Origin of the sequence: Bradyrhizobium sp. B097 (assembly GCF_038957035.1) — a bacterium.
Taxonomy (GTDB): Bacteria; Pseudomonadota; Alphaproteobacteria; order Rhizobiales; family Xanthobacteraceae; genus Bradyrhizobium.
This window is the reverse complement of sequence record NZ_CP152412.1, coordinates 5,094,270-5,112,704: the sequence shown is the minus strand read 5'-3', so window position 1 is coordinate 5,112,704 and position 18,435 is coordinate 5,094,270. Positions and strand designations below refer to the sequence as shown.

Sequence of the window (18,435 nt, the reverse complement as noted above, 5' to 3'; positions counted from 1 at the left end):
CGATGACGGCGCAGGGCTTTGACGGCGTTGAGCGGCGCGGATTGATGTTCGTCCTGTCGTCGCCCTCGGGCGCCGGCAAGACGACGCTGTCGCGCATGCTGATCGATCGGATGCCGGGTCTGAAAATGTCGGTGTCGGCGACCACGCGGCCGAAGCGGCCGGGCGAAGTCGAGGGCCGCGACTATTTCTTCGTCGACAAGACCAAGTTCGAGGCGATGGCCACGCAGGGCGAACTGCTGGAATGGGCCACCGTGTTCGACAACCGCTACGGCACGCCGCGCGCGCCGGTCGAGGCCGCGCTCGCGGCCGGCGAGGATGTGCTGTTCGATATCGACTGGCAGGGCACCCAGCAGTTGCGCGAGAAGGCGCGCGCCGACGTGGTCAGCGTTTTCATCCTGCCGCCGTCAGCCGCCGATCTCGAGAAGCGGCTGCACACCCGTGCGCAGGATTCCGCGGAGGTCATCCGCGGGCGGATGAACCGCGCCACCCATGAGCTGAGCCACTGGGCGGAATATGACTACATCGTCGTCAACCAGAACGTCGACGACGCCTTTGCCGAGGTGCAGTCGATCCTGAAGGCCGAGCGTCTCAAGCGAGAGCGCCGCACCGGCCTCACCGAGTTCGTGCGCGGCCTGCAGCGTCAGCTCGAGAAATAGCGCTCCGAAATCGTGGCCCGATCCGGGATCGTGATGCGATCGCACGCGATCCCATCACGTATCACTATCCGTTCCTGAGCGGCCTTTAGTTCGCCGCGCTGCGCGCCAGCCGCTGCAGCATCGCCGCGATCTGCTTGTTGTCCTGCTCGGTTTGATCCGCTTCGCGCGGCGTCTCGCGGCGAGCAACCGGCGTCTCGGTGCGGCGCGGAACCGGTGTCTCCGACCGGCGCGGGGCCGCCTCCGACAGGCGCAGCGGACGGTCGCGGCTGACCACTGCCATCGGCGGCGCCGGCTCGGTGTGGAGTGAATCCCAGGGCGCACGCCATTCGTCGCTAATCTGGTAGGGCGGCGTACGCGTGCGGGTCAGGCGGAACACCAGCGCGCTGACCAGGCCGGCCAGCGCCAGCGCGCCGATCATCACGATCAGCAGCATCTGCGTCGAGGAGGAAGACTTCTCGGTGGACGCCTCCGCTGTCACGGGGGCGGCTGGTACCGGCGCGGCCGCCTGTTGCGGCGTCGCGTCGGCCTGTGCGACCACGGTCGGCTGGTCTGCGGCGTGCCGGGTTCCGTTGGTTCCAGCCATGCTCGATGCATCCAGCCATCTGGCGTTTACCTCCGACGCCTGAGCGTTGGCACCGGTGGGCGCGGCCGACGCCGCCGGGGCGGTCGTCGCCGCAGTGCCGGACTGACCGGTGTCTGCGCTCGCGACCGGCGGGGCTGCGGCCTGCGGCGAGGGCCATTCGGCATGCGCGTCGGCGACGGATTTGCGCATCGCCGCCGGCTGAGGCGCCGGAGGGGTCTGCGGCGGCGCTGCATCGGCGGTTGCCGCGGTGTCCGGCGCGGCGGCCGCGGGCGGCTGCTGCGCTGTCGCGGTCTTGGCGACGGTCTTGGTCTTGGCGTCACCGAGATACCAGCACTGCTTCTTGGTGCTGCGGTCGAGGTGGTAGAACCAGTGGCTCCCCGCAGGCGCGGTTCCCTTCGGCGCGGACAGACAACTATCCGCGGTCTTCGCATTCGCCGTATTGGTGCTCGCCGTATTGGCGGCGGTCTGGGCCATGGCCGTAAAGTTGGCACCAGCCAACATGCTGACGGCAAGCGCCGCAGCGAATTTCGCTGAACGATTTGACATACGCGTCCCCGGTATTTCTTTTTTACGCAAACGCTGGTGCAGCCAATCTCGGTAAAGAGTTGGGTCGCAATGCGCCGCAAATCCGGAACGGGTAGGGCTTAATTGAGGCTCGCGTCGCGCCGCAATTGCGGCAGGCGGAAGGCTGGAACGCGGGCTGAATGATCGCTGTCAGGTTCCGCAGGAGCTCGCGTTGCTGCTGCGAGACCATTGCGTCCCGCCGGCGATCGCACCGCCGGCGGGACGTCATGTCCGAGCATGATCTTTTCGGAAAACCGCTACGCACTTTTCCGGATCATGCTTTAGTTCTTCAGGACGATGCGTCCGACGACCTTGCCGGCGCGCAGCTCTTCGATCCATTTCTGGACGTCGGCCATCGGCTCTTCCTTCATCGGGGTCGGCTTGATCTTGCCGGCCCGGGCGAGCGCCATCAGCTCCTGGCCCTCGGCCAGCGTGCCCACCATGAAGCCTTCGATGGTCATGCGCTTGTAGACCCATTGCACCATCGGCAGCGTGAACTGGCCGCCCATCAGGCCGGACACCACAATCTTGCCGCCGCGTGCGACCGTCGACACCGCGAACGCCATCGACTTCTCGTTGCCGGCAAAGTCGACGACGCCGTCGAAGCCGCCGTCGCTCTCCTTCAGCATGCGCTTGACGACATCGGGCTCCGCGGGATCGTAGGCCGCCGCCGCGCCATTCTTCAATGCGGTCTCGCGCGCCGCGGGGCTGAGATCGGCAACCGCGATCGGCTGCTTGAACATCGCCTGCGCGAAGGACAGGCCCATCATGCCGACGCCGCCGAGACCGATCAGCAGCAGATTGCGCTGGCGCGGACGATCAACCAGGCGCTTCAGCGCGCCGTAAGCCGTGACGCCGGAGCACATCAGGGTGGCGGCCTGATTGACCGGCAGCGGATCATAATCGAGCAGGTATTTCGCGTCGGGCACCAGCACGTGGGTGGCGAAGCCGCCGTCGATCGAGACGCCGAGGAAGCGTTGCTTGGCGCAGAGATTCTCGTCGCCGGCGAGACAGTCGCGGCACTGGCCGCAGCCGATCCAGGGAAACACCGCCTTCTTCGTTCCGACCAGATACTTCGGCGCATCGGGACCGACCTCGTCGACGACGCCCGCGATCTCGTGGCCGAGCGTGAAGGGCAGCGTCATGCCGCGGGTGGTGTCGAGCCTCTTGCCGCCGCCGAGATCGGCGTAACCGTCCTGGATGTGGAGATCGGAATGACAGAGGCCGCAGCGCTCGATGCGCACCAGCACTTCGCGTCCCTGCGGCTTGGGCGTGTCCACGATGGTTTCGCACAGCGGTGCATCGAACTTGACGAGGGATTGGCGAACCATTCGCGCCATTACGTTTTCTCCTGATGTTCTATTTTGTGGACCGTATATCGGCCAATTCCCTGGCCATGGCAACAAAGCCCGTGACCGGAATGGTTTCGGCGCGCCGCGTCGCGTCGATCTCGGCTGCGGCGGCAAGCCGCGCCGGATCGACCGACAGCGACTTCAGGCTCTGGCGCAGCATCTTGCGGCGCTGGCCGAAGGCGGCGGCGGCCACCTGCTCGAGCATGCGGCGGTCGCACGGCTCCGGCGCGGCGCGCGGTATCAATCGTACCACCGAGGACGTCACCTTCGGCTGCGGCACGAAGGCTGCGGGCGAAATGTCGAACAGGATCTTGGTCTCGGCGCGCCAGTTGGCGAGCACCGCGAGCCTGCCATAGGCCTCCTCGTCCTCATGGGCGACGATACGCTCGGCGACCTCGCGCTGAAACATCAACAGCATGGTGTCGTACCAGGGCGGCCACGGCTCGATCGACAGCCAGTCGACCAGGAGCTGGGTTGCGATGTTGTAGGGCAGGTTGGCAACGATCTTGGCCTTGCCGCCATCGAGCAGGGGACGTGGATCAAAGTGCTGCGCGTCGCCATGCACGATCTCGATGCGGCCTGGATAGCGCTTGACGATGTAGTCGAGTGCATCGATGGCGCGCTCGTCGCGCTCGATGGCGATGACGCGCTTGGCGCCCATCGCAAGCAGTGCGCGCGTCAGTCCGCCGGGGCCGGGCCCAACCTCGATCACGGTTGAGTCTTCCAGCGGGCCTGCGGCTCGGGCAATGCGTGCGGTGAGATTGAGATCGAGCAGGAAATTCTGGCCGAGCGATTTGCGCGCCGACAGCGAATGCTCGCGAATGATGTCGCGCAGCGGCGGCAGATCGTCAATCGCGCTCACTTAGCTTGATGCCGCGGCCATGCGCGCGGCGAGCCGGAGGGCGGCGATCAGGCTCGAGGGATTGGCCTTGCCGGTGCCTGCGATATCGAACGCGGTGCCGTGATCGGGCGACGTCCGGATGAAGGGCAGGCCCAGCGTGACGTTGACGGCGTCCTCGAACGCGACGGTCTTGATCGGGATCAGCGCCTGGTCGTGATACATGCAGAGCGCGCAGTCATAGGTCTTGCGCGCGGCTGCGTGGAACATGGTGTCGGCCGGCAGCGGGCCGCGGGCGGCAATTCCGTCGCGGCGCAGGATCTCGACGGCGGGCGCGACGATCTCGATGTCTTCCATGCCGAGCGTGCCGTCTTCGCCGGCATGCGGGTTGAGGCCGGCGACGGCAAGCCGCGGCGAGGCCAGGCCAAACCGCGCCTTCATGTCGGCGACCAGTATCCGCGCGGTCGACACGATCAGGCCTGTCGACAATTGCGCCAGCGCCTCGCGGACCGACACATGGATCGTCACCGGGACGACGGCGAGCGCCGGCGACCACAGCATCATCACCGGCTGCGGCGTGGGTCCGCCACGCGCGGCAAGTTCGGCGAGGAATTCGGTGTGGCCGGGATGGCGGAAGCCGGCGCGGTACAGCACGTTCTTGGCGATCGGATTGGTGACGACGGCGCTGGCCTTGCCCGACGCAACATCGGCGACGGCCTGACGGATCGACGCCAGCGCGGCATCGGCGCTCGTTCCGTCCGGCTTGCCCGGTCGCGCCGTCGCCGCCTTGCCGGTCGCAACGACGGGGAGCGCCCGTGCAAATGCCGCGGAAGCCTCCTCGGCGCTGACCTCGGCAAACTCGACGGCAAGCCCGAGCGTCTTGGCGCGCTCGGCCAAGGCCGCGCGGTCACCGAGCAGATAGAACGGCGGAAGATCGAGTTCGCGGCGGCGCAGCCACGCGGCGAGCGTGATGTCGGGGCCGATGCCTGCGGGCTCGCCGGATGTCAGTGCGAGAGGTTGAGCCATGCGTCAACGATAGTCGATCATCGCCCGCCTGGATATTCGATCATCGCGGCTTTCCGGACTTCCTGCAGGTAGGCCTTCGACTTCGCCTCGTACTTCTGCACGTACATCTTGTCCCGCATCTCACGCTTTTTCGGCGTGTCCACGGTGGTTGCCTTCCGGCCGCAGAGGGCGACCATTTCGACGCCCTGCTTGGTGACTTCGGGAGGGGTGAGGTGGCCGACCGGGGTCTTGTCCAGGATGTCGCGCAGCGACTGCGGCAGGTCGGCCGACGTCTTGACGACGATCTCGCGGATCGCGGCGTTGCGCATCGACTTGAAGAAGGTGTTGGCTTCCTCGCAGCTGGTCACGCGCTCGCGCAGGGTGTCGGCTTCCTTGCGGCGGTTCTCGAATTCGGATTGCGGAGAGCCGCGCGGTACGATCAGAACGACCGGCTGCATCCGGTATTCGAACGCCTCGGCGTCGGGCGCCTCGCCGGTCTCCTTGACCGCGGTGGCGACGTCCTTCTCGCCGACCTGCAGGCTTTCCTTGAAGCGGCCGCGAACCAGGCTGGTCCAGACCATGTCGGCCCTGATGCGCTGCTTGAGCGTATCGGGGCGGATGCCCTTGCTCTCGAGGACCTTGGTCAGTTGGTCGTTGTTCAGCCGCATCCGTTGCGCCATGCCGCCATAGGATTGCTCGATATCGTTGGCGGTGGGATCGACGCCGAATTTCTTGGCTTCCTTGATCTTCAGCTTCTCGTCGATCAGGTCGTCGAGGATGGCCTTTCGATCGGGATTCTTGCCGCCGGTCAGGCCGTTCAGCTTGGCGCGCTGCTCGATGTCGAAATTGGTGATGGGTTCGCCATTGACCATCACGGCGATGGTCTGGGCATGCAGTCGCGCAGCGCCCCCGAACAGGAGGAAAAGAGCCAGCAGGGAACTCAACACCAGCGAATGGCAGCGCGTTGGCAGGCTAGCGGTCGTCATTGTGGTCATGTCAGCCGTTTAAACCAATTCAAGCCGGGGCCACAGGCCCGCGGGCAATACAAGCCCCCAAATTCAAGCCCCCGATACAAGCGCCTTGGCAGGCCCCTCGCTCGCTACTGCATGCCAGCCGAACTGCTGGTCGTGGAGGTCTGGGCGATCGTCCGCAGCCCGATCTGGAACATGAACGCATGGCTGAGGACGGGCGGCTGCGAGCCGGCCTGATAGGTATAGGACGTGATGTAGTTGGCAGCCAGCACGAAGCAGTCGTCCACATAGCCCGCGCCGACGGCATACTGGTTGATCTTGTTCGCTTCAAGGTCCCAACGCGCCGCACCCTGAACCACCCAGTTCGACGCCACCTTAACCGATCCGCTGGTGAGGATGCCCTCGCGGCGCGTGAGGTAGCCGAGTTCCGGTTGCGCTGCGTAGTCACCGTAGGTCACGGCGATCGACCAGCGGTCGAAATTCGCGCTCGCCGTGGCCTCGAACCGGTTGATGTTCCAGGTCGCTTCATCCATCCGCGAGCGGACGCTGAAGGTGTAGGTGCGGTTGGGCGAATAGGCGAGGCTCGCGACATAATCCGAGCGCGGGTTCTGCAGGCCGGAGTCGATGCCGGTGTTGGTGACGTCGGCCACCGCGAACGAGTTCATCCCGAACATCTGGTAGGACTGTCCGAACATCCCCTTGATGCTGCCGCCGCGGTCGAACTGGGTGGTGGCCTGCACGCCGACATTGGCGCGGCCGCCGCCTTCGACGCGGTCGTAGCCGGAGAACTTGTCGACCGCGAACAGGTTGCTGGTGTCGAACACCAGGCTCTGTGCGTCCTCATTCGGAAGCTTGCCGGCATCCGGCTCGTTGGGCCGGATGATGACCTGCGCAATCGGCTCGACGGTGGTCGTGCCCCACGGCTGCACGTTGATGAAGGGGTAGCGGTATTCGAGGCCGACGGTCGGCATGAAGCGGACCGTCTGGGTGTCGCCGACCGGCAGGAAGTTGGAAACGCCCGGCTGGTTCGAGATGTCGGCGTTGATGGCATCGGCGCGGACGCTGGCGAACGGCGTCCAGATCTGGCCGAGCGGGTCGGTGTAGGACTTGCGCCACTGCGCCTCGGCCGTCAGCCTCGTGTAGGTGCCCGGCATGCCGCGCAGCAGGCACTGCGACGGCGTGCGCGCCATCGGGTCAGCCGATGTGGTCAGGCACAGGCCGTTGGTGTTGGCGGTTGTCGTGATCGGATCGAACACCGCGGTTTCGCGGGTCAGGTTGACGAAGTTCATCTTGTAGCTGAACTCGCCGCCCAGGATGTTGTTGTTGATCACGTTGTTGTAGTCGATCACAGGCGCGACCACCGGGACCTGGTTCTGGTTGCCCGAGTAGCTGAGATAGTAGATCGCGCGCGCGTCGAAGAAGCTGCGGTTACCGACACCGGTCAGATAGAGCTGCGAGATCGCTTCCGTCGGCAGCGACAGGAACGATCCGAACGGATCCTTGTACTGGGCTAGCCGGTAGTCGGACATGAAGAAGTAGTCCGACAGCACGACGCCGTCCCAGCCCCAGACCCATTTGTCGTTCAGCGCGAACTGGCCCTTGGTGTCGACGCCCCAGCGGAACTGGCGGTCGCCGGGCTGGCCCTTGAAGGCGTCCTGATCAAGCTGGTCGATGCCGTAAAGCCGGATCTGATAGGAGCCGTCTACGAAGCGCTGGCGGAATTCGGTCTGCAGCAGCACGCCCTGCTTGGTCGTGATGCGCGGAGTGAAGGTCGCGTCCATGTCCGGCGCGATCGCCCAGTAATACGGAATTTCGACGCCGTAGCCGAACGCCGTGTACGTGGTGAAGCCCGGCATCAGGAAGCCGCTCTTGCGCTTCACGGTCGGATCGGGCGTCGAGAAGTAGGGCAGGTAGGCCATCGGAACGCCGAAGAATTCGAGCTGGGCGTTCTCGAAATAGAGCATCTTCTCGGTCTGGTTATGGATGATGCGCGCGCCCTTGACCTGCCAGAGCGGCGGCTTCTTCGGATCATCCTTACAGGGTGCGCAGGCGGTATAAACGCCGTTGTCGAACACCGTGTAATTGCCGCTGGACCGATCGGCGCGGGTCGCCGCCATGCGGGTCTGGTCTTCGGTGTCGACGCGCAGCGAATCGACGAACCCGTCGCGGTAGTCGTCGCTGAGATCCAGGATGTTGGCGTAGGTGATTTTGCCTTCCGCATCGGTCATGCGGATGTTGCCTTCGGCATGAAGACGCTTGGTCTTCTGGTCGTAGATGACCTTGTCGGCCTCGACGCTGGTGCCGTTGTAGAACATCTGGACGTTGCCGACGGCCGAGATGCGGCTGTTGTTGTAGTCGTAGTCGACCTCGGTCGCCTGAACGAGCATCTGCCCGTCATTCTTGGCCGGCGGGCGGACCGGCTTCGGCGGACGCGGATTGTAGGTGAATGCCTGCGCAGCAGCCGGCGTCGACGCGACGACGTCGAGCGCGCTGACCGCGACGAACGCGGCAAGGAGAGCAGAAATCGAAACGCCAAACGCGGCCATGCGGCTCCGTTGACGGCGCAGGGCACTGCGCCGCCCGGATACAGGCGACCTCAACTGGCGGGCGGCGACGGTAGCCACTACCCGTCCTCCTGGTACAGCAAGGCTAAGAAGCCGGTGAGGCTACCCACAACGACAGGCAACCACGCCGCAGCGATGGGATGCATCAACTCAGCCTTGCTCAAATCTTCAGTTACTTTCGACAGGACGTAGAGCAGAAAGCCTGCGCCCACGCCACTCAAAACCATCTTCTGCACGCCGCCCATCCGGAAGAAGCGGAGGCTCACAGAAGCCGCCAACATCACCATCGCAGCCAGCAAAAACGGCTGCGCGATAAGCTTGTGATACTGCAAGCGATAGCCAGCCGTCGCGAACCCTGAGCTCTCCGACGAACGGATGTAGTTCGGCAGTTGCCAAAAGGACACAGTTTCGGGGGTGGAGAAACTGTTGCGCACCTGTGCAGGGGTCAGGGTGGTGGTCAGGTAGAAGGTGTCCTGGTCCACCGGAGCCTTGTCGAGGGTGTATCGGCGTACTCCCATGAACGCCCAGCGGCCTTCCTCGAGCGTAGCTTCGCGGGCCTCGATTCGTTCCTTGAACTGCAGCGCCGTATCGAATCGGAACACGGTGAGGCCGGTCAGCCGGATGCCTTGCTGTTCGCTGCGAGCTGCATTGATGATCGCCTGACCTTCGTCGTTGATCTGGTTGAGCCAGAAACCGGACGCGTCCTGGATGCCGCCGCCAGGCGCCGAGCCGAACAGCTCGGCCTCCATCCGTTTGGAGAGCTCGCGCAGATTGGCCGACACTGGATTGTAGGCGGTGGTCGCGAAGATGCCGAGCACGATCGCACTGACCAGCGCCGGCGAGATGAATTGCCAGGCCGAGACGCCGGCGGCGCGTGCCACGACGAGCTCCAGCCGCCGCGACAGCGCGAGATAGCAGGTCATCGCGCCGATCAGCACGCAGAACGGCATCAGTTTCTCGAGCAGCTGCGGCACGCGGAACAGCGAGGTTTCCGCGACCGTGATCGCGGAGGCCCCGACGAGACTCGACGTCTTGCGTACCATCTCGATGTAGTCGACCAGCACGAGCAGCACGAAGATGCCCGCGAACACGCCCACCGCCGCGACGACGAAGCGGCCGGCGAAATAACGCCCGAGCGTATTTGTGACCATGCTCATGCGGTGGCGGGCCTCCGGAAGAGGCGCGCAATGCGCTCGTTGTTCCTGTTGATGACTTCCATCAATGCCGCTGGCGGTTCGACGACCACGCCGCCGACGATCATCCAGATCCCGACGCCGATGCCGGCGAACAGCATCAGGTATTGCACCAGAGCGGCCAGCGGCGTCTTCACCGCCATGACGGAGCAGGCGAATCCGACCATGCGCAGGCCGAACACCGCGAATACCGAGCCGCCGATCGAGAAATTGCGGCTTTGGCGCGTGGTGCGCGGCGCGCCGAGGAAGGCAAAGGTGAGGGCCGCGAACGCAAACGGATAGATCGGCGCCATGAAGCGATCATGCAGCTCGGCGAAGAACTGGCCCGACAGCTGCTGATAGGTCTGGTCGTTCTCGTCCGGCCACATCAGTTCCCAGAGATAGCGCTCGCGAATTCCGAGCGTGACGTCGCGGCCCTGCGAGAATTTCGACATGTCGAACGCATAACGCTGAAACACTACCAGCGTCGGATCGCGCTTGCCGACCTCGAATCGCTCGAGATTGCCGTCCTCCAGCACCAGATATGAGCCGCTCTCGTTCTTCAGCACGGTGCCGTGGTCGGCGACGATGGTGACGCGCTGCTGCGGATCGCGGCGATCGTCGACGAAAACGCCGCCGAGCACGCCGGCGGGCAGGCGCTCGCGGATCCGAATCGTCAGGTTCTGATCGAGCTGGGCAAAGCGGCCGGGCTGCAGGATGTTGGTCAGAACGTCGGCGGTGATCTCGGCATCCCACTGCTTGATTCGGCGCATGCCGTCGGGGGCGAGATAGGCGCCGATGAAGGCGACCAGCGCCGCCACCACGCAGGTGGCAAAGAAGAACGGCCGGAACAGCCGGAACGGCGAGAAGCCCGCCGCATTCATGACGATGATCTCGGAATCGGTCGCCAGCTTGTTCAGCGTGTGCGAGATCGCGATCATCAGCGCGATCGGGGCGATGATCAGGACCAGGGCAGGAATCACGAGGCCGGTGATGCCGAGGAAGGTGACGATGGTCTGACCCTGGCTGGTCATCAGGTCGATGCCGCGCAACGCCTGGGTAATCCAGATCACGCCGGTAAGGCTGACCAGGACAAGCGCAAACGACGCCAGCGTCGTTTTGAAGATGTACTTGTCGATCGACCCCATCGCTACCGCATGGCCCCCAAAGACCCCTTCACGCAACCAAACGCACGGCTTTCGACCAATCCCGTCAACCCGGGTTCCCCTATGGTCGAGCCGCGGACTCGTCCGGCTCACTCTCTGTTCACAATCTCACTACCATCCCTTTGATCCGTCAACAAAATGGCCGGGCCAAGGCACGCTTAATTTATGGTTAATTAATCGCTTTTGTGGCCTTCCGGCCACTCCGGCGCTTGGCAGCGGCGCAGCCGACAGGTCATAGTGTGCCACAAGCCCGGTCCGGGTCGCTCCGGACGCCATCGCAATGCTCACCCCCGCGTGCCGGAAGGGCCGCCTCAGGCCCGAGCAACACCCTGAGTTCTGGAGGATTTTCCTATGTCCGACGCCGTCAAGGTCGGCTTCGTCCCGTTCTCCGCGTCCGCCCGCGGCATTCTGGTCGCCTTTTGCGACGAGCAATTGAAGCTGGGAGCCGCCACCCGGAAGGCGCTGGGAGCTGCCGCCGAGACCGTCAAGCGTGCCGCGGCCGCCAACCAGTTCAAGGGTAAGAGCGGGTCGGCGCTGGACATCCTGGCGCCGGAGGGAATCAAGGTCGACCGGCTGATCGTGATCGGCACCGGCAAGGTGGCCGACCTCAAGGAGAAGGATCTTCTCAAGTTCGGCGGCGTGGTGGCCGGCAAGCTCAACGCCGGCAGCGGTGCGATGACCGTCCTCGCGGAACTGCCCGATGCCGCAATGACCGCCGGCCAGGCGGCGACGATCGCCACCGGCATCCGGCTGCGCGCCTACAAGTTCGATCGCTACAAGACCAAGAAGAAGGACGGCGAGGACGGCGCCGTACGCGCCGACGTCTCGATCGCGGTCGACGACGTCGCTTCCGCCAGGAAGGCTTTTGCGCCCGAATCGTCCATCGTCGATGGCGTGAACTTGGCGCGTGAGCTCGTCAACGAGCCGCCGAACGTGCTGTACCCGGAAGAGTTCGCGCGCCGCGCCAGCCAGCTGCGCAAGCTCGGCGTCACCGTCGAGGTCCTCGACGTCAAGGCGATGACCAAGCTCGGCATGGGCGCGCTGCTCGGCGTCGGGCAGGGCTCGGAACGGCCCAGCCGTACCGTGATCATGCGCTGGAACGGCGGCAAGAAGAGCGAGGCGCCGGTCGCATTCGTCGGCAAGGGCGTCTGCTTCGACACCGGCGGTATCTCCATCAAGTCGGCCGGCGGCATGGAGGATATGAAGGGTGACATGGGCGGTGCGGCCTGCGTGGTCGGGCTGATGCACGCGCTCGCCGCGCGCAAGGCCCGCGTCAACGCGGTCGGCGCCATCGGCCTCGTCGAGAACATGCCCGACGGCAACGCGCAGCGTCCGGGCGACATCGTCACCTCGATGTCCGGCCAGACCATCGAAATCATCAACACCGACGCCGAGGGGCGCCTCGTGCTCGCCGACGTGCTCTGGTACGTCGCCAAGAAGTGCAAGCCGAAATTCATGGTCGATCTTGCAACGCTGACCGGCGCGATCATGGTCGCGCTCGGCACCGATTACGCCGGCCTGTTCTCCAACAATGACGAACTCGCCGAGCGCCTCGCCAAGGTCGGCCTGGAGACCGGCGAGAAGGTGTGGCGCATGCCGCTCGGTCCCGAATACGACAAGCAGATCGACTCGCAGTTCGCCGACATGAAGAACACCGGCGGGCGCAATGGCGGCTCGATCACGGCCGCGCAATTCCTGCAGCGCTTCGTCGACGGCACGCCCTGGGCCCATCTCGACATCGCCGGCACCGCGATGGGTGCGCCGAAGACTGAGATCAATCAGAGCTGGGGCTCGGGCTACGGCGTCCGGCTACTCGAGCGGCTCGTCTCCGAATATTATGAAGCCAAGAAGTAATAGAGTGTCGGCCGGCGCATGACCGAGGTTCTGTTCTACCATCTGCAGAACATGACGCTGGAAAGCGTGCTGCCGCCGCTGCTTGAGAAGTCGCTCGAGCGCGGCTGGCGGGTGGTCGTGCAATCGACATCGCAGGAGCGCGCCGAGACGCTCGACGCGCATTTGTGGACCTACAGCGACGATTCATTCCTGCCGCATGCGAGCTCGCGGGTTGCCGACGCCCAGGACCAGCCGATCATCCTGTCGATCGAGGAGGGCAATCCGAATCGGGCCAATGTCCGGTTCCTGGTCGACAACGCGGCGCTGCCGGCCGACTGCGACAGCTACGAGCGCCTGGTCCTCGTGTTCAACGGCGACGACCCCGACGCGGTGGCTTCGGCGCGGGAGAGCTGGACCGCCTGCAAGGCGCGGGGCTTCGAGGTCACCTATTGGCAGACCGACGAGCGGGGACGCTGGCAGCGGCGCCAATAGCGATATCGATGAATTAATGATAATTCGACGTTTCCTCGGGCGGGTCACGGTCATGCCGCAAAGTGATGTTCGGACAAGCCCTTAGGTAGAGGGGTTAGGAGCCTTGTCGATCGTGCGAGACGGAACATTCAGTCGGAAGTCGCTGCTGGCGTTGCTGGTACTTGCACCTAGCCTTGCCGGCTGCTCGGGCGCGTCCGACATCTTTTCGCGTGACGCGGATTGGTTCTCGCGCCCTGGACGGGTGTTCATCCGCAACATCTCGATCGAATCGCCGCCGCTGACGCCGGACAAACCGGTGACCAACGACGATCTCGTCAGTGCCGACGGAAGCTGTCCCGGCATGGCGCCGCCCGCGGGTGCCACTGACGCGAACGCGCAGGCTGGCGGTACGCCACCGCCGCGGCCGACCGGCGGCAGTGTCGCACTCGGCCACACCGAATGCGACGTCGTGCGCGGCATCGGCGCCCCCGACAGCGTCAATCTGTCCAGCGGGCCGGGCGGCGAGCGCGTCGCGGTCGTGACCTGGTCGCGCGGTGCGCGCGCCGGCATCTATACGTTCTCCTCGGGACGCCTGACGTCGGTCGAGCGCGGCCCGGATGCTGCGCCGGAGCCGAAGCCCGCGAAGCCGAAGAAGAAAAAGACCGCGCACGGCTAGGGCATTTTCGCCGCAACGGCAGCTCGATGCCTGCAGGCGCGGGCATGACACCGGAAAGAATGAGAGCCCAGGCTCCCTCCACACGTCGTCCCTGCGAAAGCAGGGACCCATACTCTGCGGCGGATGTGGTTAAGGGGACTCGTCGTTCGACGATCGCGCAACAATGACCATCTGTGGTTATGGGTCCCTGCTTTCGCAGGGACGACATATGCGGCTCCGCCCGGCGGATCAAATCTAGTTCGCGGCTTCGTCGAGTTCGGTGCTGGCTTCCAGCCATTCTTCCTCGGCGCGTTGCAGCGCGCTCTCGGCGCCGGCGCGGGCCTTGGTCAGCTGTGCGGCCTGCTTGGGATCGCGCGTGAAAATATCGGGCAGCGCGAGCGCGGTATCGATCTTCGCGATGATGCCGTTGATGCGCTCGATCTCGCTCTCCGCCTGCGCGACCCGCTGCCTCGGTGAAGCGCGCTTCTCATTGCGGGCACGTTCCGGCTTTGCCGGCTCCTTGGCGCGCTCACGCGACGCCGTCCTTCCGTCATTGGCCGACAGAATCATGCGTCGATATTCGTCGAGATCGCCGTCATATGCCGTCACGGTCTGGTTCGCCACGACCCACAGACGATCGGCGCAGGCCTCGATCAGATAACGATCGTGCGAGACCATCATGATGGCGCCGGGGAATTCGTTGATCGCCTCCGCCAGCGTCGCGCGGCTGTCGATGTCGAGATGGTTGGTCGGCTCGTCCAGGATGATCATGTTGGGGGCGTAGAACGTCGCAAGCCCAAGCAGCAGCCGCGCCTTTTCGCCGCCCGACAGGCTCTTCACCAGGGTGTCGCCGGCCTTGCCGGAGAAGCCGATCGCGCCGACGCGGCCGCGCACCTTGCTCTCCGGCGCCTCGGGCATCAGCTTGCGGATGTGATCGTAGGGCGAGCCGTCGAGATTGAGCTCGTCGACCTGATGTTGAGCGAAATAGCCGACCGACAGTTTGTCCGCCCGCGTGATCTTGCCTGCGAACGGCGCGAGCTTGCCTGCCAGCAGCTTGACCAGCGTCGACTTGCCGTTGCCGTTGGATCCGAGCAGCGCGATGCGGTCGTCGGGATCGACGCGCAACGTCACGCGATTGAGCACGGGCTTGCCCGGCTCGTAGCCGACCGAGACGTCATCGACCGCGATGATCGGCGGCGACAGCAGCTTCTCCGGTGCCGGAAAGGAGATCTCGCGAACGTCCTGGGTCACCAACGCGGTGATCGGCTTCATCCGCTCCAGCATCTTGACGCGCGACTGCGCCTGCCGCGCCTTGGACGCCTTGGCCTTGAAGCGGTCGACGAAGTCCTGCAGGCGCTTGCGCTCATCGGCCTGCCGCTTGGCGTGCTTGGCGTCGAGCAATTCGCGCGCGGCACGCTGTTCCTCGAACGAGGAGTAGGTGCCCTTGTAGAGTGTGAGCTTGCCGCGATCGAGGTGCAGGATCTGATCGACCGAGGTGTCGAGGAGATCGCGGTCGTGGCTGATCACGATCACCGTGCGCGGGTAGTTGGCGAGATGGTTCTCGAGCCACAACGTGCCCTCGAGATCGAGATAGTTGGTCGGCTCGTCGAGCAGCAGGAGATCGGGCGCGGAGAACAGCGTCGCCGCCAGCGCCACGCGCATGCGCCAGCCGCCAGAGAATTCCGCGCACGGCCGTGCCTGGTCTGATGTCGAGAAGCCGAGGCCGGAGAGGATCGCCGCGGCGCGGGCCGGGGCGGAGTGGGCGTCGATATCGACCAGCCGGGTCTGGATCTCGGCGATCCGATGCGGGTCGTGCGCGGTCTCAGCCTCGCCCAGCAGCGCGTCGCGCTCGAGGTCGGCCTTCAGCACGACGTTGATCAGGCTTTCGGGCCCGTCGGGCGCTTCCTGCGCGAGGCTGCCGATCCGCCAGCGCGGCGGAAGCGCGATGCTGCCGCTCTCGGTCGGGAGCTCGCCCCGGATGGCATGAAACAGCGTCGACTTGCCGACACCGTTACGGCCGACAAATCCGACGCGTGCGCCGGGTACGATTTGCACAGAACTGTGATCAATCAACAGCCGCCCGGCGATCCGGACTGAAATGTCAGTGATGGAGAGCATGCAGCGTTGTCACCGGACCCGCTGCCAAACGCAACCCGTCTGTCTGTAAAATCTCTCCTGAATTGGGCCGCTGGTGAGCCTATAATATCTAATGGCGCCCGGTTTCCTGGCGTTGCATTTCCTCGAGCAACTGCTGCAGGCGGGACGAAAGGGCGGGTTCTGGCGGCATGCTTTGCTGGAGCCGTTCACCCACGGCATCGCAGATGTAACGGCAGGTCTTGCGATCAATCTGATCGGGATCGTTGTCGGTCTGGGTCATCGTCATGGCTCTTGGCATTTCTCTTGGAATGTCTCTTGGCGAGTTCCATCTCGCGTGTTTCATCAATCCTTGCCATGACAAGTCGCGACCCCCGAATTTGGTTTCCGTTCCGCCTTACTCTCGCCTTGAGGTAGTGAGGCGCATCATGCGGCCGGGTTCCCTGGCGGGCATAAAAAAAGCCCCGGCGCAAGGCCGGGGCGAAGGCAAGTCAGGGGAGCAGTCGACAGAACGGATGGATCAGTAGCAGCGGTTGACCAGGCGCCAGCGGGGACCCCACGGGGTCGGCACGACGCGGCGCACGTAGCAACCGCCACCGTAGCCGTATCCATAGCCGCCGTAGTAGGCCGGACCTCCGACGATGACGCGCGGGCCGCCCCACCAGCCGTGATGCCATCCACCATGCCAACCACCCCAGGCTGAGGCGGAGGTCGGGGCGAGCGCGGCGGCACCGAGCGAAATCGCGGCAACGGCAGCGAGCGATAATTTGCGTAACATGATCGTCTCCTCGAGCTATGGGCGCGGATGACGCGCCCGCGGTGACATCGTTTCCCGAGACGTCCTGTGAGGCTTGCGGATGGGGGGCCAGCAAGGCGTCCGATCGGTGCTGAGCCTAGGCGGCTGCGGCTGAACGGCAGCGGCACGGCGCTGTCAGAATGGGTTCACCTAAGTGAAATCGCGGTAAGTTGGCCGAGCCTGTCTCTGTCCGGAGAGCGCCCGGACGACGATTTTTGTCGTGAAAATCCATCAAAACTAAAGGCTAACGCGTCACAGGGTCGCTTGCCGTTACCCCATCGCGCCGATATAAGCCCCGGCAACTCCCAGCCACCGTTTACAAGGACGAAATCATGGCGATTGAACGCACCTTTTCGATCATCAAGCCCGATGCCACCGAGCGCAACCTGACCGGCGCGGTCAATGCGGTGATCGAGAAGGCGGGCCTGCGGGTCGTGGCGCAGAAGCGTATCCAGATGACCCGCGGCCAGGCCGAAACCTTCTATGCCGTCCACAAGGCGCGCCCGTTCTTCGGCGAACTGGTCGACTTCATGACCTCCGGCCCCGTCGTGGTGCAGGTGCTGGAAGGCGAGGGCGCCATCCTGAAGTATCGCGACGTGATGGGTGCGACCGATCCGTCGAAGGCCGCCGAAGGCACCATCCGCAAGCTCTATGCGAAGTCGATCGGCGAGAATTCGGTGCACGGTTCGGACGCGCCGGAGACCGCGGTGATCGAGATCGCGCAGTTCTTCGCCGGCAATGAGATCGTCGGCTAACGCGGAACAACAGAAAGTGACGCGGTCTCCTGGGGAGACCGCGTCGACGTGAACTGGGAGCGGCGGACCACCGCCGCCAGGGGCGGCCTCAAGGCCGAATAGGACTCGCTGTGGACTGGCTGTGGCAGATCTTTGATCCGGCGTACATCGGCGCGTTCTTCACCGAGTTCAAGAACGAGATGGCGACCCCGACCTTCTGGGTCGCCGTCGGCAAGATCATCTGGATCAACGTCCTGCTGTCGGGCGACAACGCGCTCGTGATCGCGCTTGCCTGCCGCGGGCTCGCGCCGCGCCAGCGCCTGTGGGGCATGATTCTCGGCGCCGCCGCGGCGGTGCTGCTGCGCGTCATCTTCACCGGCATCGTCGCCAGCCTGATGGCGCTTCCCTATCTGAAGCTGGTCGGCGGACTGGCGCTGATCGTGATCGCCGCCAAGCTCCTGGTGCCGGAGCAGGAGGACGAGGACAGCGTGAATACGGCCTCGCATCTGTGGGCCGCGGTTCAGATCGTCGTCGTCGCCGACATCGTGATGAGCCTCGACAATGTGATCGCGGTCGCCGCTGCCGCCAATGGCAGCGTGCCGCTGCTGGTGCTCGGCCTTGCGATCAGCGTTCCCCTGATCGTTGCCGGTGCGGCGCTGATCATGGCACTGCTCACCAAGCTGCCGATCCTGGTCTGGGCCGGCGCTGCGCTGCTCGGCTGGATCGCGGGCGACGTCATAGCGACCGATCCGGCCGTGCATCCCAGGCTGGATGCGCTGTTCGCCGGACCGCTCGGTGCCAGGCTCGATTCCTGGCTGACCTCGATCGGCATGTCACCGCAATTCGCCCATGGCGGCAACGGCGGCGAGATCGCGCTCGCGGTGCTCGGCATCGTCGTGGTGCTGCTCATCGGATCGATCTGGCGCCGTCACGCGCTCCGCAAGGCCAAGCAGGCCGCCAAGGCGGCGTGAGGGGCGGCGT

17 protein-coding genes are annotated in these 18,435 nt (G+C 64.9%); 6 read left to right on the top strand and 11 right to left on the bottom strand.

Annotated features, from left to right (window positions below; translation table 11 throughout):
* The first annotated feature begins 2 nt into the window (after positions 1 to 2).
* Positions 3 to 656, top strand: coding sequence for a guanylate kinase (gene gmk / locus AAFG07_RS24135; protein WP_342722361.1), 654 nt, complete (start codon positions 3 to 5; stop codon positions 654 to 656).
* Between the two features lie 85 nt (positions 657 to 741).
* On the opposite strand, the gene AAFG07_RS24130 is transcribed toward gmk, so the two are convergent.
* The 8 genes from AAFG07_RS24130 to lptF all read right to left on the bottom strand — a co-directional run bounded on the left by AAFG07_RS24130 (position 742) and on the right by lptF (position 10,853).
* Positions 742 to 1,785, bottom strand: a complete 1,044-nt coding sequence (locus tag AAFG07_RS24130) for a hypothetical protein (protein WP_342722360.1) — start codon at positions 1,783 to 1,785, stop codon at positions 742 to 744.
* A 299-nt stretch (positions 1,786 to 2,084) separates the two neighbouring features.
* Complete coding sequence (locus AAFG07_RS24125; protein WP_342722359.1) at positions 2,085 to 3,143, bottom strand: alcohol dehydrogenase; 1,059 nt, start codon at positions 3,141 to 3,143, stop codon at positions 2,085 to 2,087.
* Positions 3,144 to 3,162: 19 nt separating this feature from the next.
* Positions 3,163 to 4,017, bottom strand: a complete 855-nt coding sequence (gene rsmA, locus AAFG07_RS24120) for a 16S rRNA (adenine(1518)-N(6)/adenine(1519)-N(6))-dimethyltransferase RsmA (protein WP_342722358.1) — start codon at positions 4,015 to 4,017, stop codon at positions 3,163 to 3,165.
* On the bottom strand, positions 4,018 to 5,019 hold the full coding sequence (gene pdxA / locus AAFG07_RS24115) for a 4-hydroxythreonine-4-phosphate dehydrogenase PdxA (protein WP_342722357.1): 1,002 nt from the start codon (positions 5,017 to 5,019) through the stop codon (positions 4,018 to 4,020). It abuts the gene before it with no gap.
* A gap of 17 nt (positions 5,020 to 5,036) precedes the next feature.
* A complete protein-coding gene (locus AAFG07_RS24110; RefSeq protein WP_342729228.1) occupies positions 5,037 to 5,984 on the bottom strand; it encodes a SurA N-terminal domain-containing protein in 948 nt (315 codons plus the stop codon).
* Positions 5,985 to 6,097: 113 nt separating this feature from the next.
* The gene (locus AAFG07_RS24105) at positions 6,098 to 8,515 is read right to left on the bottom strand and encodes an LPS-assembly protein LptD (RefSeq protein WP_342722356.1); all 2,418 of its coding nucleotides are present in this window, start codon (positions 8,513 to 8,515) and stop codon (positions 6,098 to 6,100) included.
* 77 nt (positions 8,516 to 8,592) lie between these two features.
* Positions 8,593 to 9,690, bottom strand: coding sequence for an LPS export ABC transporter permease LptG (gene lptG, locus AAFG07_RS24100; RefSeq protein ID WP_342722355.1), 1,098 nt, complete (start codon positions 9,688 to 9,690; stop codon positions 8,593 to 8,595).
* Positions 9,687 to 10,853 carry an LPS export ABC transporter permease LptF gene (gene lptF / locus AAFG07_RS24095; RefSeq protein WP_342722354.1) on the bottom strand — a complete coding sequence of 389 codons (1,167 nt, stop codon included), beginning with the start codon at positions 10,851 to 10,853 and terminating at the stop codon, positions 9,687 to 9,689. The genes lptG and lptF overlap by 4 nt, the downstream gene beginning before the upstream one ends.
* A gap of 369 nt (positions 10,854 to 11,222) precedes the next feature.
* On the opposite strand from lptF, the gene AAFG07_RS24090 reads away from it, so the two are divergent.
* From AAFG07_RS24090 to AAFG07_RS24080, 3 genes are all read left to right on the top strand, one after another.
* Positions 11,223 to 12,725, top strand: a complete 1,503-nt coding sequence (locus AAFG07_RS24090) for a leucyl aminopeptidase (RefSeq protein ID WP_342722353.1) — start codon at positions 11,223 to 11,225, stop codon at positions 12,723 to 12,725.
* Positions 12,726 to 12,743: 18 nt separating this feature from the next.
* On the top strand, positions 12,744 to 13,196 hold the full coding sequence (locus tag AAFG07_RS24085; RefSeq protein ID WP_176531759.1) for a DNA polymerase III subunit chi: 453 nt from the start codon (positions 12,744 to 12,746) through the stop codon (positions 13,194 to 13,196).
* A gap of 103 nt (positions 13,197 to 13,299) precedes the next feature.
* Positions 13,300 to 13,851, top strand: a complete 552-nt coding sequence (locus tag AAFG07_RS24080; protein ID WP_342722352.1) for a hypothetical protein — start codon at positions 13,300 to 13,302, stop codon at positions 13,849 to 13,851.
* A gap of 234 nt (positions 13,852 to 14,085) precedes the next feature.
* On the opposite strand, the gene AAFG07_RS24075 is transcribed toward AAFG07_RS24080, so the two are convergent.
* The 3 genes from AAFG07_RS24075 to AAFG07_RS24065 all read right to left on the bottom strand — a co-directional run bounded on the left by AAFG07_RS24075 (position 14,086) and on the right by AAFG07_RS24065 (position 16,702).
* Positions 14,086 to 15,948, bottom strand: coding sequence for an ABC-F family ATP-binding cassette domain-containing protein (locus AAFG07_RS24075; protein ID WP_342722351.1), 1,863 nt, complete (start codon positions 15,946 to 15,948; stop codon positions 14,086 to 14,088).
* A gap of 88 nt (positions 15,949 to 16,036) precedes the next feature.
* The gene (locus AAFG07_RS24070; RefSeq protein ID WP_342722350.1) at positions 16,037 to 16,207 is read right to left on the bottom strand and encodes a hypothetical protein; all 171 of its coding nucleotides are present in this window, start codon (positions 16,205 to 16,207) and stop codon (positions 16,037 to 16,039) included.
* Between the two features lie 237 nt (positions 16,208 to 16,444).
* Positions 16,445 to 16,702 carry a sulfur globule protein precursor gene (locus AAFG07_RS24065; protein ID WP_342722349.1) on the bottom strand — a complete coding sequence of 86 codons (258 nt, stop codon included), beginning with the start codon at positions 16,700 to 16,702 and terminating at the stop codon, positions 16,445 to 16,447.
* Positions 16,703 to 17,052: 350 nt separating this feature from the next.
* Between AAFG07_RS24065 and ndk the strand changes: the two genes are divergently transcribed.
* Positions 17,053 to 17,475, top strand: coding sequence for a nucleoside-diphosphate kinase (gene ndk / locus AAFG07_RS24060; protein ID WP_050425938.1), 423 nt, complete (start codon positions 17,053 to 17,055; stop codon positions 17,473 to 17,475).
* Between the two features lie 110 nt (positions 17,476 to 17,585).
* Complete coding sequence (locus AAFG07_RS24055; protein ID WP_342722348.1) at positions 17,586 to 18,425, top strand: TerC family protein; 840 nt, start codon at positions 17,586 to 17,588, stop codon at positions 18,423 to 18,425.
* Positions 18,426 to 18,435: the final 10 nt, after the last annotated feature.